General features: G+C 42.9%; 12 protein-coding genes and 5 tRNA genes. All 17 read left to right on the plus strand.

Features of this window, described 5'->3' with window-relative positions; translation table 11 throughout:
• Nucleotides 1–13 precede the first annotated feature (13 nt).
• A complete protein-coding gene (gene gspD, locus F3J02_RS14085; protein WP_167250252.1) occupies nucleotides 14–2,263 on the plus strand; it encodes a type II secretion system secretin GspD in 2,250 nt (749 codons plus the stop codon).
• A 63-nt stretch (nucleotides 2,264–2,326) separates the two neighbouring features.
• Nucleotides 2,327–2,944 carry an FHA domain-containing protein gene (locus tag F3J02_RS14090; protein WP_167250254.1) on the plus strand — a complete coding sequence of 206 codons (618 nt, stop codon included), beginning with the start codon at nucleotides 2,327–2,329 and terminating at the stop codon, nucleotides 2,942–2,944.
• A 70-nt stretch (nucleotides 2,945–3,014) separates the two neighbouring features.
• On the plus strand, nucleotides 3,015–3,680 hold the full coding sequence (locus F3J02_RS14095; protein WP_167250256.1) for a phosphoglycolate phosphatase: 666 nt from the start codon (nucleotides 3,015–3,017) through the stop codon (nucleotides 3,678–3,680).
• A gap of 109 nt (nucleotides 3,681–3,789) precedes the next feature.
• Nucleotides 3,790–5,283 (plus strand): anthranilate synthase component I, encoded by a 1,494-nt coding sequence (trpE, locus tag F3J02_RS14100; RefSeq protein WP_167250258.1) that lies wholly within the window; start codon nucleotides 3,790–3,792, stop codon nucleotides 5,281–5,283.
• A gap of 99 nt (nucleotides 5,284–5,382) precedes the next feature.
• Nucleotides 5,383–5,458: transfer RNA gene (locus F3J02_RS14105), tRNA-Thr, on the plus strand.
• A 54-nt stretch (nucleotides 5,459–5,512) separates the two neighbouring features.
• Nucleotides 5,513–5,596: transfer RNA gene (locus F3J02_RS14110), tRNA-Tyr, on the plus strand.
• 33 nt (nucleotides 5,597–5,629) lie between these two features.
• A tRNA-Gly gene (locus F3J02_RS14115) sits at nucleotides 5,630–5,705 on the plus strand.
• Nucleotides 5,706–5,716: 11 nt separating this feature from the next.
• A tRNA-Thr gene (locus F3J02_RS14120) sits at nucleotides 5,717–5,791 on the plus strand.
• Nucleotides 5,792–5,956: 165 nt separating this feature from the next.
• Nucleotides 5,957–7,147, plus strand: coding sequence for an elongation factor Tu (gene tuf, locus F3J02_RS14125; RefSeq protein WP_004656295.1), 1,191 nt, complete (start codon nucleotides 5,957–5,959; stop codon nucleotides 7,145–7,147).
• 56 nt (nucleotides 7,148–7,203) lie between these two features.
• Nucleotides 7,204–7,279: transfer RNA gene (locus F3J02_RS14130), tRNA-Trp, on the plus strand.
• A 76-nt stretch (nucleotides 7,280–7,355) separates the two neighbouring features.
• A complete protein-coding gene (secE, locus tag F3J02_RS14135) occupies nucleotides 7,356–7,796 on the plus strand; it encodes a preprotein translocase subunit SecE (RefSeq protein ID WP_004802225.1) in 441 nt (146 codons plus the stop codon).
• 7 nt (nucleotides 7,797–7,803) lie between these two features.
• Nucleotides 7,804–8,337 (plus strand): transcription termination/antitermination protein NusG, encoded by a 534-nt coding sequence (gene nusG / locus F3J02_RS14140; protein WP_004802226.1) that lies wholly within the window; start codon nucleotides 7,804–7,806, stop codon nucleotides 8,335–8,337.
• Nucleotides 8,338–8,449: 112 nt separating this feature from the next.
• The gene (rplK, locus tag F3J02_RS14145; protein ID WP_004637639.1) at nucleotides 8,450–8,878 is read left to right on the plus strand and encodes a 50S ribosomal protein L11; all 429 of its coding nucleotides are present in this window, start codon (nucleotides 8,450–8,452) and stop codon (nucleotides 8,876–8,878) included.
• Between the two features lie 3 nt (nucleotides 8,879–8,881).
• Nucleotides 8,882–9,577, plus strand: a complete 696-nt coding sequence (gene rplA, locus F3J02_RS14150) for a 50S ribosomal protein L1 (protein WP_004656290.1) — start codon at nucleotides 8,882–8,884, stop codon at nucleotides 9,575–9,577.
• Between the two features lie 313 nt (nucleotides 9,578–9,890).
• Nucleotides 9,891–10,397: a 50S ribosomal protein L10 gene (rplJ, locus tag F3J02_RS14155; RefSeq protein WP_004656288.1), complete on the plus strand. Its 507-nt coding sequence runs from the start codon at nucleotides 9,891–9,893 to the stop codon at nucleotides 10,395–10,397.
• Between the two features lie 42 nt (nucleotides 10,398–10,439).
• Nucleotides 10,440–10,808 (plus strand): 50S ribosomal protein L7/L12, encoded by a 369-nt coding sequence (rplL, locus tag F3J02_RS14160; protein ID WP_167250260.1) that lies wholly within the window; start codon nucleotides 10,440–10,442, stop codon nucleotides 10,806–10,808.
• 309 nt (nucleotides 10,809–11,117) lie between these two features.
• A complete protein-coding gene (rpoB, locus tag F3J02_RS14165; RefSeq protein WP_167250262.1) occupies nucleotides 11,118–15,206 on the plus strand; it encodes a DNA-directed RNA polymerase subunit beta in 4,089 nt (1,362 codons plus the stop codon).
• Nucleotides 15,207–15,323: the final 117 nt, after the last annotated feature.

Consider the following 15,323-nt stretch of genomic DNA (forward strand, 5'->3'; position numbering starts at 1 on the left):
ATAAGTGCAGGTTATGGCTTTTTTAAATCATCAACGTCCACTTTGGGCATTACTTGCCGCAGCACCTTTGGTTGCGACAATCAGTACCAATGTGCAAGCACAAACATGGAAGATCAATCTACGTGATGCAGACTTAACCGCATTTATTAATGAAGTTGCAGATATTACGGGGAAGAATTTTGCGGTAGACCCTCGTGTGCGTGGTAATGTGACGGTTATTTCCAATAAACCCCTAAATAAAGATGAAGTGTATGACCTGTTTCTAGGTGTACTCAACGTTAATGGTGTGGTGGCACTACCATCTGGAAATACGGTTAAACTTGTACCAGACAGCAATGCGAAGAACTCTGGAATTCCCTACGATGCACGTAGTCGTGCAGGTGGTGATCAGATTGTGACGCGTGTAATTTGGCTGCAAAATACCAATCCGAATGATTTGATTCCTGCATTACGTCCGTTAATGCCACAATTTGCACATTTGGCGGCAGTTGCTGGTACTAATGCTTTAATCGTTTCTGATCGTGCGACCAATATTTATCAGCTTGAAAGTATTGTTCGTAATTTGGATGGTACTGGGCAAAATGATATTGAAGCAATTACCCTACAGTCGAGCCAAGCTGAAGAAATTATTGGCTTGTTAGAGACAATGAGTGCGACAGGCGCATCGAAGGATTTTATTGGTTCGCGGGTACGCATTATTGCAGATAATCGCACCAATCGGATTTTGATTAAGGGTGATCCAGACTCACGTAAACGTTTACGTCAGATGATTGAAATGCTGGATGTGCCATCGGCAGATCGTTTAGGTGGGCTCAAGGTCTTCCGCTTAAAATATGCCAGTGCCAAAAACTTAGCTGAAATTTTACAAGGTTTAGTGACAGGGCAGTCTGTTTCATCTTCATCTTCGAATAGTAATAATCGATCAAACTCGATTAATAACTTAATTTCGAACAATCAGAATTCAAGCTCATCAACAGGTTCTTCTGTCTCGACACCTTCAATTAATTTAAATAGTAATTCGAATAATAGTCAGAACTCAGGTATTACCAGTTTTAATCAGGGTGGTGTCAGTATTATTGCTGATCCAACACAAAACGCTCTGGTGGTAAAAGCTGATCCTCAGTTAATGCGTGAAATTGATGCTGCGATTCAACAGCTGGATACACGTCGTCAACAAGTGTTAATTGAGGCTGCGATTATTGAGGTGGTTGGAACTGATGCAGACCAATTGGGTGTGCAATGGGCAATGGGTGATCTAAATAGCGGTGTCGGGCTAATCAACTTTTCAAATGTTGGATCAAGCTTGTCTAAGATTGCTGCAGGTTATTTAACAGGTGGTGCAGCAGGTGCTGGTGCTGCTCTGGGTGCTGGTGCGGCAATTGGTTTAGGTAAGTATAAAGAGGGAAGTAATGGCTCTCGTCAACTGTATGGTGCACTGATTCAAGCATTAAAAGAAAATACCCAATCGAATCTTCTTTCTACACCATCCATTGTAACTATGGATAACGAAGAAGCTTATATTGTGGTGGGGCAAAACGTTCCTTTTGTCACGGGCTCTGTGGCAACGACTGGTAATAGTACGGTGAACCCATATACAACGGTTGAGCGTAAGGATGTCGGGGTAACCTTGAAGGTTGTTCCACATATTGGCGAAGGGGGATCTGTTCGCTTAGAGGTTGAACAAGAAGTTTCTAATGTGGAAGGGAAAGGTCAGGCGGCAGATTTAATTACCAATAAGCGAGCAATTAAAACCTCGGTATTGGCTGATCATGGGCAAACCGTGGTGTTGGGTGGCTTGGTGGTTGATAATTCTACCCTTGGGCGCCAAGGCTTGCCTATACTCAGTGATATTCCTTATGTGGGCCGTTTATTTCGCGCAGATTCAAAGAGTAAAGAAAAACGCAACTTACTTGTCTTTATTCATCCAACTATTGTTGGGGATTCGGATGATGTACGACGCTTATCCCAACAGCGCTATAACCAGTTATATAGTTTGCAATTAGCGATGGATAAGAATGGTAATTTCGCCAAATTGCCAGAAAATGTTACGGATATTTATAACTCGCAAGCGATTGTCACAAATTCTCCGTATCAAAAAGTTCCAACAGCGACTCAGGCGAAAAAAACGGTAGTAGTGACGACGCCAGTTGCGATTGAGGAACCTCAGGTACAGAAGAAGACAGTACAGCTACCTGTGAAAGAAACGGAACGTAGTAAGAACACAGTAACTACTACGACAATCCGTCCAGCGTCTTCACAGTAGATGCACAGAAGCGCTTATGTCACAATGTTATGATTGCAAGAAATTATATAAGGATATGCATCTATGACTTGGAAATTACAAGCCATTACAGGTGAATTTACGGGGCAAGAGCTGAATATCGAACGTGACATGTTGGTGGGACGACACCAAGATGCCGATATTTTGTTGCAATCAGCGGATATCTCGCGTCGTCATGCGGCTTTATTGTTAAAAGATCAGAAACTTTGGGTGCAAGATCTTAATTCGTCAAATGGTACATTTATCAATGATGCGCGTGTTGAGCAGGAAACCGAATTGCATGATGGTGATATCGTGCAATTTGCTAGCTTCGTATTCTCTGTACTTGCACCTGCGACAGCTGAGATTGAATTACCTGAAATCGAAATTGAACCTGTGACTGCTGCATCACATGATCAAGGTATGCCAAGTATTGCTGAGCGTGCGGCAGAAACACCGATCAGTCGTGATGGTATGCCGCAACAGGTTGGTATTCCAAAACCTGCTCCAATTCCGGAAGGTGTAAGTGTTCAGGCAGTTCCTGAGCCACAGCCTGTTGCAATTGATGAGCCTGTTTCACGAGTTGCTCAGGAAAAAGAGCAGCAAAAGAATGCTTCGGTTGGATTAATTTCGATTATTGTACTGATCATTTTAGCAGTGATTGCTTGGCTGTTCTTTAAATAGTCGGGCGAAGCTCTTACAATCAAGGCATGCCCACGTTGGTGTGCCTTTTTCTTTTCTTGAGTCGAAGAATATGTCTGTTGCTCAGTTACAAAGCCGCAATTTAGTTTTATTTGATTTGGATGGGACGCTGGTAGATTCCGCTGCTGATTTATATCGTGCAATGAATCTCAGTTTGGAAAAGCTCGGTATTCCTTTGGTCACTGAAGCACAAGTCAGGGTCTGGGTTGGAAAGGGGGCAGCAAAACTCTGTGAGGCTGTACTAGAGCATTTGTTTGGACAAGTAGTGGCTCAGCAGCAAGCGCAACTCCTCAGTACATTTGTTGAGGTCTACGCTCGGGAGCTTTGCGTAAATACCCAAGTCTATGAAGGGGTGTTGCCATTTTTAGAGTATTGTCGAAATCATGATATTGCCATGGCCTGTGTGACCAATAAGCCTGAGCATCTTGCAAGAGGTATACTCGATATTCTGCAATTGAGCCCTTATTTTAAAATGGTTGTTGGTGGTGATAGTTTGGCAGAGCGTAAGCCACACCCATTACCCTTGTTGCATTGCGTACAGGCACAGAATACAACCACGTCAGCAACATTGATGATTGGTGATTCAAGTAATGATGTTGAAGCGGCAAGACGCGCAGGTATTGATTGTATTGTGGTCAGCTATGGCTATAATCATGGAGAGAATATCTATGACTGCCAGCCACAACAAGTGGTAGATCGTTTGGTGGAATTGGTTTAAGCAGATTGAATAAGGAGATAGGCATGAAGATAGTTATGGTTTTTCGATGGCGGGCTTGAGATAGCACTAAACAAACAACGCACAGAAATTAAAACCATAGAGATGATTCATGACCACGTTAGTACAATTTGAGCAATTAAAAGCAGCAGGCTATAACACGATTCCTGTTTATCGCCAGCGTTTAGCAGACACTGAAACACCACTTTCTGTTTTTGCACGTTTTAAGCAACAAAAACAAGCTTATCTATTTGAGTCTGTTGAAGGTGGGGAAAACTGGGCGCGTTATTCGATGATTGGGTTGGGTGAGTCTACGGTTTTTTCATGTAATGCAGGCGTTTTAACCATCCAGCAGGCGGATGGGGTGGTTAAACAGCAAGATTGTGCGGATCCTTTTGAGTATATTCGTGAGTTCCAGCGCCAGTTTAAAGTTCCAACTCAGGTTGATTTACCTGATTTGCCGAACTTTACAGGTGGTTTGGTTGGTTATTTGGGCTATGATGCTGTGCGTTATATTGAGCCAAAACTGAAAAATGTCCCAGTTGCAGATCCTGTAACGTTACCAGACCTTTGGTTGATGCTCTCTCAAACCGTGATAGTGTTTGATAATTTGAAAGATACCTTATTCCTCATCCATCATGCCGATGTGAATCAGCCTGATGCTTATGATAAAGCCCAGCAAAAGCTGGATCAGCTTGAGCAATTACTCGCAATACCTGTCAGCTTGCAGGCGAAACCACATACTGCACCGCATTTTGAATCGATTACTGGGAAAGCTAAATTTCTGGAAACGGTTGAAAAGGTCAAAGAGTACATTCGTGCGGGCGATGTGATGCAGGTGGTGCCAGGACAGCGGATGGTCTCGGATTTTGATGGTGAGGCATTGCAGGTTTACCGTGCCTTACGCCATTTAAATCCATCACCGTATTTGTTCTTGGTGCAAGGGCAAACTTTAACGGATCAAAAGCCATTCCATATTGTGGGTTCGTCACCAGAGATTCTTTCACGCTTAGAGAATGGTATTGCAACTGTACGCCCTTTAGCAGGCACACGCCCACGTGGTAAAACCAAAGAAGAAGATATCGCCTTAGAGCAAGATTTGTTGGCAGATGAAAAAGAAATTGCCGAACATCTCATGTTGATTGATCTTGGTCGTAATGATGTCGGGCGTGTATCTAAGATTGGTAAGGTGCAAGTGACTGACCGTATGGTGATCGAACGTTATTCACATGTCATGCATATTGTGTCCAATGTACAAGGTGAAGTGCGTGATGATGTGGATGCCTTAGATGTTTTTAAAGCAACATTCCCCGCTGGAACATTGTCAGGTGCGCCAAAAATTCGTGCCATGGAAATTATTGACGAAGTTGAACCTGTGAAACGTGGTGTCTTTGGTGGTGCTGTTGGATATTTAGGCTGGCATGGTGAAATGGACATGTCGATTGCGATTCGTACCTGTGTGATTCGTGATAAAAAGGTCTATGTGCAAGCAGGAGCGGGGTTGGTTGCAGACTCAAATCCTGAATCTGAATGGAATGAAACCCAAATAAAAGCTCGCGCAGTGATCAAAGCGGTTGAATTATCGTCAAACGGATTGATTTTATGAGTTTTTAGCGGTTTTTTTAAAAAAACCACTTGCATCGATTCAGAGTTTTGCTAAACTGCACACCGTTCCGATACGAAACGTACGAAACACTAAGAAAGAGCCGGCATAGCTCAGTTGGTAGAGCAACTGACTTGTAATCAGTAGGTCCACAGTTCGAATCCGTGTGCCGGCACCATCTTAAAAGTGTGGTAGTATAAAGTAAAAGAACAGCACTGTGTAAGTGTGATATGGTGAGATTCCCGAGCGGCCAAAGGGGGCAGACTGTAACTCTGCTACGAAAGTTTCGAAGGTTCGAATCCTTCTCTCACCACCATCTAACTTCGATTGAAGTGGTCAGTACCAACATGCGGGAGTAACTCAGTTGGTAGAGTGGCAGCCTTCCAAGCTGCATGTCGCGAGTTCGATCCTCGTCTCCCGCTCCATCGAAGATGTCGCTCTTATAGCTCAGTGGTAGAGCACTCCCTTGGTAAGGGAGAGGTCTCGAGTTCAAATCTCGATAAGAGCTCCAGATATACAGTTTAGTGGTTATTCCACAATTTTTTCAAAGAAGCAGGCTATTATAGTCTGCTTTTCAAGTATTGGGTGTCTAGTTTTTTAGGCGAATGTCGATAAAGAAGGTTTTTCAGGGTTGTTTTTCTCTAAACTGGTGTCGACGTAAACGAGGAAAATCAAAATGGCTAAGGCTAAGTTTGAACGTAATAAACCACACGTAAACGTGGGTACAATTGGTCACGTTGACCATGGTAAAACAACTTTAACTGCTGCGATTGCAACTATCTGTGCAAAAACTTACGGCGGTGAAGCGAAAGATTACTCACAAATCGACTCAGCTCCTGAAGAAAAAGCACGTGGTATTACAATTAATACTTCACACGTAGAATACGATTCTCCAATCCGTCACTACGCTCACGTAGACTGCCCGGGCCACGCCGATTATGTTAAAAACATGATTACTGGTGCTGCTCAGATGGACGGCGCGATCCTTGTATGTGCTGCGACTGATGGTCCAATGCCACAAACTCGTGAACACATCCTTCTTTCACGTCAGGTTGGTGTACCTTACATCATCGTATTCTTAAACAAGTGTGACCTTGTTGATGATGAAGAATTACTTGAATTAGTAGAAATGGAAGTTCGTGAACTTCTTTCTACTTATGACTTCCCAGGTGATGACACTCCTGTTATCCGTGGTTCAGCACTTGCTGCACTTAACGGTGACGCTGGTCAGTATGGTGAGTCTTCAGTTCTTGCTCTTGTTGAAGCGCTTGACTCTTACATTCCAGAACCAGAACGTGCTATCGACAAAGCATTCTTGATGCCAATCGAAGACGTATTCTCTATCTCAGGCCGTGGTACAGTAGTAACTGGTCGTGTAGAAGCTGGTATCGTAAAAGTTGGTGAAGAAGTTGAAATCGTAGGTATCAAAGATACGGTTAAAACTACAGTAACTGGCGTAGAAATGTTCCGTAAATTGCTTGACGAAGGTCGCGCAGGCGAGAACTGTGGTGTTCTTCTTCGTGGTACTAAGCGTGAAGACGTTCAACGTGGTCAAGTACTTGCTAAGCCAGGTACAATCAAGCCGCACACTAAATTCGATGCAGAAGTATACGTACTTTCTAAAGAAGAAGGTGGTCGTCATACTCCATTCCTTAATGGTTACCGTCCACAGTTCTACTTCCGTACAACTGACGTAACTGGCGCGATCAAATTACAAGATGGCGTAGAAATGGTAATGCCTGGTGACAACGTTGAAATGTCAGTAGAATTAATTCACCCGATCGCAATGGACCCAGGTCTACGTTTTGCGATCCGTGAAGGTGGTCGTACTGTAGGTGCTGGTGTTGTTGCTAAAGTAACTGCATAAGCCCAATACCTTGTGTTACACTCAAATCGAAAGCTCCGGCTTTCGATTTGTACGTTAGGTCAGTAGTTCAATTGGTAGAGCGTCGGTCTCCAAAACCGAATGTTGGGGGTTCGAGTCCCTCCTGGCCTGCCACTTTTTTTTAATAAAAAAGCTTAATTCTGGCTGAGTTGTCATATAATAAGTCGCGAATTCTACGACGAGTAAAAAAATGTCGAATGATAAATCGCGTGACGCATTAAGCGACGCGCCAATCCCTCAAAGAAATAATGTTGCAGAAGTTGTAAGTTCTGGCTCACCTCTAGATGTTGTCTTGTGGTTGATTGCTATAGCTTTATTGGTCGGTTCAGCATTGGTAAATCAGCATTTACCTGCCTATTGGGCACCAGCAAATGATATTTGGGTGCGCGTTGGGGTGATTTTGGCTTGTGTCGTAGTCGCTTTAGGTTTATTATACGCCACCCATCAAGGCAAAGGCTTTGTGCGTTTATTGCAAGATGCGCGAATTGAACTGCGTCGAGTGACCTGGCCAACAAAACAAGAGACGATCACGACATCGTGGCAAGTTCTCTTAGTTGTACTTGTTGCATCATTGGTTTTATGGTGTTTCGACTACGGGTTAGGTTGGTTTATTAAGTTAATTATTGGGTAAGAACGCGATGAAACGTTGGTATATTATTCATGCCTATTCAGGCTTTGAAAAACAAGTGATGCGTTCGCTTAATGATCGAATTCAGCGTAGTACTGTTGCTGAAAGCTTTGGTGAAGTCCTTGTCCCTACTGAAGAAGTGGTGGAAATGAAGGATGGTAAAAAGCGTAAGTCTGAGCGTAAATTCTTTCCTGGCTATGTATTAGTCGAAATGGAAATGAATGATGATACTTGGCATATTGTAAAAGAGTGTCCAAAAGTTCTTGGTTTTATTGGTGGTACACCAGAAAAACCAGCGCCGATTTCACAACGTGAAGCTGATGCGATCCTTGCTCGTGTGCGTAATACAGGTGAAGCGCCTCGTCCTAAGACGATGTTTGAACCTGGTGAAGAATTGCTCGTTGTTGACGGTCCGTTCACTGACTTTAAAGGGGTCGTGGAGGAAGTTCAATACGAAAAGTCACGTTTAACGTTGACGATTAATGTATTTAATCGACCAACTCAGGTTGAACTCGAGTTTCGCCAAGTCGAAAAAACGATTTAATCTGCGTAGGTTGAGAAGCGCCCGATCTGATCGGGCATTGTTGTTCTAACACTTCGGTGTTGTTTAATTTTTTGGGGAGCCTAGCGGCGTCTGTACCCAGAGGTAATTTTCAATGGCTAAGAAGATTGACGGCTATATCAAGCTGCAAGTTCCAGCTGGTAAAGCAAATCCATCTCCACCAATTGGTCCTGCATTGGGTCAACGTGGTGTAAACATCATGGCATTCTGTAAAGAATTCAATGCTGCTACACAAAAACTTGAAGTTGGTTTGCCAATTCCTGTCGTGATCACTGTGTACAACGATAAGTCGTTCACTTTCATCATGAAAACTCCACCTGCATCTATTCTTCTTAAGAAAGCTGCTGGTATTCAAAAGGGTTCTTCTGTACCTAACAAAACTAAAGTTGGTAAGTTGACTCGTGCTCAGTTAGAAGAAATCGCGACTACTAAAGAACCAGATTTAACTGGTGCTGATTTAGACGCTCGTGTACGTACCATTGCTGGTTCTGCACGTTCTATGGGCTTGGAAGTGGAGCTATAAGACATGGCAAAGTTAACTAAACGTCAAAAAGCCATTGCTGCTGCTGTAGAAGCAAACAAAGTTTACACTTTGGAAGAAGCAGTACAAGTTCTTAACAGCCTTCCAGCTGCGAAGTTCAAAGAATCTTTAGATATCGCTGTAAACCTTGGTGTAGACCCACGTAAATCTGATCAGGTTGTTCGTGGTGCTACAACTTTACCTGCGGGTACTGGTAAAACTGTACGTGTTGCAGTATTTGCTCAAGGTGCTGCTGCTGAAGCTGCGAAAGCTGCTGGTGCTGATATCGTTGGTTTTGATGACCTTGCTGAAAGCATTCAAGGTGGAAACCTTGATTTCGACGTCGTTATTGCTGCTCCTGATGCAATGCGCGTTGTTGGTAAGCTTGGTACAATTCTTGGTCCACGTGGCTTAATGCCAAACCCGAAAGTGGGTACAGTAACGCCTGACGTTGCTAACGCGGTTAAGAATGCTAAATCTGGTCAAGCACGTTACCGTGTAGACAAAGCGGGTATCATCCACGCTGCTATCGGTCAACTTGGCTTTAGCGAAGAAGCTGTACGTCAAAACGTTGAAACTTTAATTGCAGACTTGAAAAAATTGAAGCCTGCAACTTCTAAAGGTGTATACGTTAAAAAGATCACTTTGAGCTCAACTATGGGTCCTGGTTTGATCGTTGACGTAAGCAACGTTTCTAAGTAATTAGAAAGAATTTTAAAGCCCTGAAAAGCTCCCTCTCTTTATAGGAGAGGGTTGGGGAGAGGTTTTATACCCTCATCCCTACCTTCTCCCTGAGGGAGAAGGGGTTTTTAGGCAAACTTTGAATTGATAAATGAATATTTATCAGCGTCAAAGACCTCAGGCGAAAAATATTTTCGAATGTTTTTCTTAATAACCCAGCCTGAGTAGACGCGGTGGTGTGATTTATTCCTCCTCCGCGTGTAAGTCTGAATAAGGCTTACGAATTGGGAGTGCACTCATATGAGTGCATAAATCACCGTTAGGAGGTTTTACAATGGCTCTTCTTATCGAAGACAAAAAACAGATCGTTGCAGAAGTAAGTGAAGTTGCTTCTAAAGCGTTTTCTGTTGTTGTGGCTAACTATCAAGGTTCAAGCGTAGAGCAATTAACACAACTTCGTGTTGAAGCTCGTAAGCTAGGTGTTACTACACGTATCGTGCGTAATACTTTGGCTAAGCGTTCATTCGAAGGTACTCAATTTGATATCTTGAATGACGACCTTGTTGGCCCAACCATTCTCGGTTTCTCAACTTCTGAAGATGACATGGGTGCAGCTGCACGCTTGTTCGAAGAATTTGCGAAAACTAACAAAGCTTTTGAACTTAAAGCTGCTGCATTTGATGGCAAAGTTTATCAAGGTGCTGAAGTTAGTGTAATTGCAAACCTTCCGAACCAAGAAAAAGCGCTTACTATGCTTGCCTCTGTCCTTCAAGCTCCTATTTCGAAATTGGGTCGCCTTATTACGGCACTCAAAGAGAAAAACGAGTCAGAAGCGGCTTAATCCTACTTTCACACCATTCAATATCCATTTGGAGTTATTCTCATGGCTTTATCAAACGAAGACATCTTAAACGCAGTTGCTGAAAAAACAGTTCTTGAACTTGTTGAATTAATTTCTGCTTTCGAAGAAAAATTTAACGTATCTGCTGCTGCTGTAGCTGTAGCTGCTGCTCCAGGCGCTGCTGCTGCTGCTGAAGAACAAACTGAATTCAACGTTGAGTTGACTTCTTTCGGTGCTAACAAAGTTGCTGTAATTAAAGCAGTTCGTGAAGCTACTGGTCTTGGTCTTAAAGAAGCTAAAGATCTTGTTGAAGGCGCTCCTGCAGTTCTTAAAGAAGGCGTTTCTAAAGAAGAAGGCGAAGAACTTAAGAAGAAGCTTGAAGAAGCTGGTGCTACAGTTACACTTAAGTAATGCTGTAGGGAGTCGATTTTTTGAAAATCGGCTCCAAAAAATGGCTGATGGCTCTTGGGTCATCAGCCTTTTTGCGTTACAATAATCGGCTCGTTTTTTGTTAGTTTTACGTTTAACGTGCGTATTATTTAGGCAAAACACATAAAATCAAACGCTTACCAATATTTTTTTGCTTATAAAAATATTGTTAAGCGTTTTAATACCACTAAAAATTGCAGCATTTGTAAACAGTGGTGGCCATATCGGCCTGCGTAATTCCTTCTAGACCCGTTCTGCAGGCGGGTTTAGTTTACTTTCCGAGGACTCCAGATGGCATACTCATATACCGAAAAGAAACGGATCCGTAAGAATTTTGGTAAATTGCCCCACGTAATGGAAGCACCGTACTTACTTTCGATTCAGGTCGATTCGTACCGTACATTCTTACAAGGTGGTAAAACTCCAAAAAATCGCGAAGACATCGGTCTCCAAGCCGCATTTCGTTCAGTTTTTCCTATTGAAAGTTATTCTGGCAATGCTGCTTTAGAATTTGTTGAGTATAGTCTTGGTAAGCCTGAGTTTGACGTACGTGAATGTATTTTACGTGGTTCAACTTATGCAGCACCAATGCGCGTAAAAATTCGTTTGATCATTAAAGATCGTGAAACGAAATCAATTAAAGACGTTCGTGAACAAGAAGTTTACATGGGTGAAATGCCACTCATGACCGATAACGGTACTTTCGTTATTAACGGTACTGAGCGTGTAATCGTATCTCAATTACACCGTTCACCAGGCGTATTCTTTGACCATGACAAGGGTAAAACTCACTCAAGTGGTAAAGTGTTGTATTCAGCACGTATTATCCCTTACCGTGGTTCATGGTTAGACTTTGAATTTGATGCCAAAGATTTAGTCTTTGTACGTATTGACCGTCGTCGTAAGTTGCTTGCGACTGTAGTTTTACGTGCCTTGAATTACAGCAATGAACAAATCTTGAATTTGTTCTACGAAAAAGTACCTGTATATCTTGATATGGGTAGCTATCAGATTGACCTCGTTCCAGATCGCTTACGTGGTGAAATGGCGCAATTTGATATCTTAGACAATGATGGTAAGGCGATCGTTGAACAAGGTAAGCGTATTAATGCACGTCACGTACGTCAAATGGAAGCAGCGAACTTAGCGAAGCTTTCTGTACCTGATGAATATTTATATGAGCGTATTACAGCTGAAGATATCCCATTGAAAAATGGTGATGTGATTGCTGCTAATACCGTGCTTAGTCATGAAATCTTGGTGAAATTGGCTGAAGGTGGTGTTAAGCAGTTTAACATCCTATTCACGAATGACATCGATCGTGGTTCTTTCGTTGCAGATACATTGCGTGCAGATACAACAACAGGTCGTGAAGAAGCGCTTGTTGAAATCTATAAAGTAATGCGTCCAGGCGAGCCGCCAACGAAAGAAGCTGCTGAAAACTTATTCAATAACTTGTTCTTCTCTTCTGAACGTTATGACCTTTCCCCAGTGGGTCGTATGAAGTTCAACCGTCGTTTGGGTCGTCCTTACGAAGTAGGTACTGATCAGAAGTCACGTGAAGTTGAAGGTATTTTATCGCACGAAGATATTATCGATGTATTACGTACATTGGTTGAAATCCGTAACGGTAAAGGTGAAGTCGACGATATCGATCACTTGGGTAACCGTCGTGTGCGTTCTGTTGGTGAAATGACAGAAAACCAATTCCGTGTTGGTTTAGTCCGTGTTGAACGTGCTGTTAAAGAGCGTTTAAGCCAAGCAGAAACAGATAACTTGTCTCCGCAAGATTTAATCAACGCGAAACCAGTTGCTGCTGCAATCAAAGAATTCTTTGGTTCAAGCCAATTGTCTCAGTTCATGGACCAAAACAACCCATTGTCTGAGATTACACACAAACGTCGTGTATCTGCGCTTGGTCCTGGTGGTTTGACACGTGAACGTGCGGGCTTTGAGGTACGTGACGTACATCAAACTCACTATGGTCGTGTTTGTCCAATTGAAACGCCTGAAGGTCCAAACATTGGTTTGATCAACTCGCTTTCTGTTTATGCAAAAGCCAACGACTTTGGTTTCTTGGAAACACCTTACCGTAAAGTTGTTGATGGTCGCGTAACTGATGATGTTGAATATTTATCCGCAATTGAAGAAGTAGGTACTGTCATTGCACAGGCCGATTCTGCTGTTGATAAAGATGGTAATTTGACTGAAGAAATGGTTTCTGTACGTCATCAAGGTGAATTCGTACGTATGTCGCCTGAGCGCGTTACACATATGGACGTTTCTGCACAGCAGGTTGTTTCTGTTGCAGCATCATTGATTCCATTCCTTGAACACGATGATGCGAACCGTGCATTGATGGGTTCAAACATGCAACGTCAGGCTGTTCCTACGTTACGTGCTGACAAGCCGCTTGTTGGTACTGGTATGGAAGCAAACGTAGCACGTGACTCGGGCGTGTGTGTGATTGCTGACCGTGGTGGTGCGATTGAATATGTAGATGCATCTCGTATCGTTATTCGTGTAAACGAAGATGAAATGATCGCGGGTGAAGCGGGTGTAGATATCTACAACCTGATCAAATACACACGTTCAAACCAAAATACATGTATCAACCAAAACGTTATCGTGAACTTGGGCGACAAAGTTGCTCGTGGCGATATCTTGGCTGATGGTCCATCGACTGATATGGGTGAACTTGCGCTTGGTCAAAACATGCGCGTCGCGTTCATGACATGGAACGGTTATAACTACGAAGACTCGATCTTACTTTCTGAGCGTGTACTTCAAGAAGACCGTTTAACGTCGATTCACATTCAAGAATTGTCATGTGTAGCACGTGATACTAAGTTAGGTGCAGAAGAAATTACTGCCGATATTCCTAACGTAGGTGAAGCTGCGCTGTCTAAATTGGATGAGTCTGGTATTGTTTATATCGGTGCTGAAGTAACTGCGGGTGACATCCTTGTTGGTAAGGTAACGCCTAAAGGTGAAACTCAGTTAACACCTGAAGAAAAACTACTTCGCGCAATCTTTGGTGAAAAAGCAGCTGACGTTAAAGACTCTTCTTTACGCGTTCCGTCTGGTACTAAAGGTACTGTGATTGACGTTCAAGTCTTCACACGTGATGGTTTGGAAAAAGATGAACGTGCTCAAGCAATTGAGAAAGCTCAACTTGACGCATACCGTAAAGACTTGAAAGAAGAATACAAAATCTTCGAAGAAGCAGCACGTGAACGTATTGTTCGTTTGTTGAAAGGTCAAGAATCTAACGGTGGTGGTTCAACTAAACGTGGCGATAAACTTTCTGAAGACGTATTGTCTGGTTTAGAGCTTGTTGATTTACTTGAAATTCAACCGACTGACGAAGCAATTGCAGAGCGTCTAACTCAAATTCAAGTATTCTTGAAAGAGAAGAGCTATGAAATTGATGAGAAGTTTGCAGAGAAGAAACGTAAACTTTCTACAGGTGATGAATTAACCACTGGCGTATTGAAAGTTGTTAAGGTTTATCTTGCTGTTAAACGTCGTATCCAGCCTGGTGATAAGATGGCGGGTCGTCACGGGAACAAAGGTGTTGTATCAAACATCTTACCTGTTGAAGACATGCCGCACGATGCCAATGGTGTACCAGTCGATATCGTATTGAACCCATTGGGTGTACCGTCACGTATGAACGTGGGTCAGATTCTTGAGACTCACTTAGGTATGGCGGCCAAAGGTCTTGGTGATAAACTTGAGAAAATGTTGAAAGAACAGCGTACAGTTTTAGAACTACGTGACTTCTTAGACAAGATTTATAACAAGGTCGGTGGTGAGCAAGAAGAGCTTGATAGCTTAACTGATGCAGAGATCTTGGCACTTTCAGGCAACTTACGTGCTGGTGTTCCATTAGCGACACCTGTATTTGATGGTGCTGAAGAAAGTCAGATCAAAGACTTACTTGAATTAGCAGACATTTCACGTACAGGTCAAACAGTATTGTTTGACGGACGTACAGGTGAACAGTTTGATCGTCCTGTAACTGTAGGTTACATGTACATGCTCAAATTGAACCACTTGGTTGATGACAAGATGCATGCGCGTTCAACAGGTTCTTACTCTCTTGTTACACAACAGCCGCTTGGTGGTAAAGCACAATTCGGTGGTCAGCGTTTCGGTGAGATGGAAGTATGGGCACTCGAAGCATACGGTGCAGCATATACACTTCAAGAAATGCTTACTGTGAAGTCGGATGACGTCGAAGGCCGTACACGCATCTATAAGAACATTGTAGATGGTAACCATTATATGGATCCGGGTATGCCTGAATCGTTCAACGTATTGACCAAAGAGATCCGTTCTTTAGGTATCAACATTGAACTGAAAAATGGTGATTAAATCCCCCTTGATCCCCCTTTATTAAAGGGGGAAGTTCTCCTCTTTCTTAAAGAGGGGGTAGGGGAGATTCCAAATTTCAGTAAAAACAATATTTGTGACCCAGTCGAGTGAGCCTAG

This window comes from Acinetobacter sp. Tr-809 (assembly GCF_011753255.1).
Lineage (GTDB): Bacteria > Pseudomonadota > Gammaproteobacteria > Pseudomonadales > Moraxellaceae > Acinetobacter.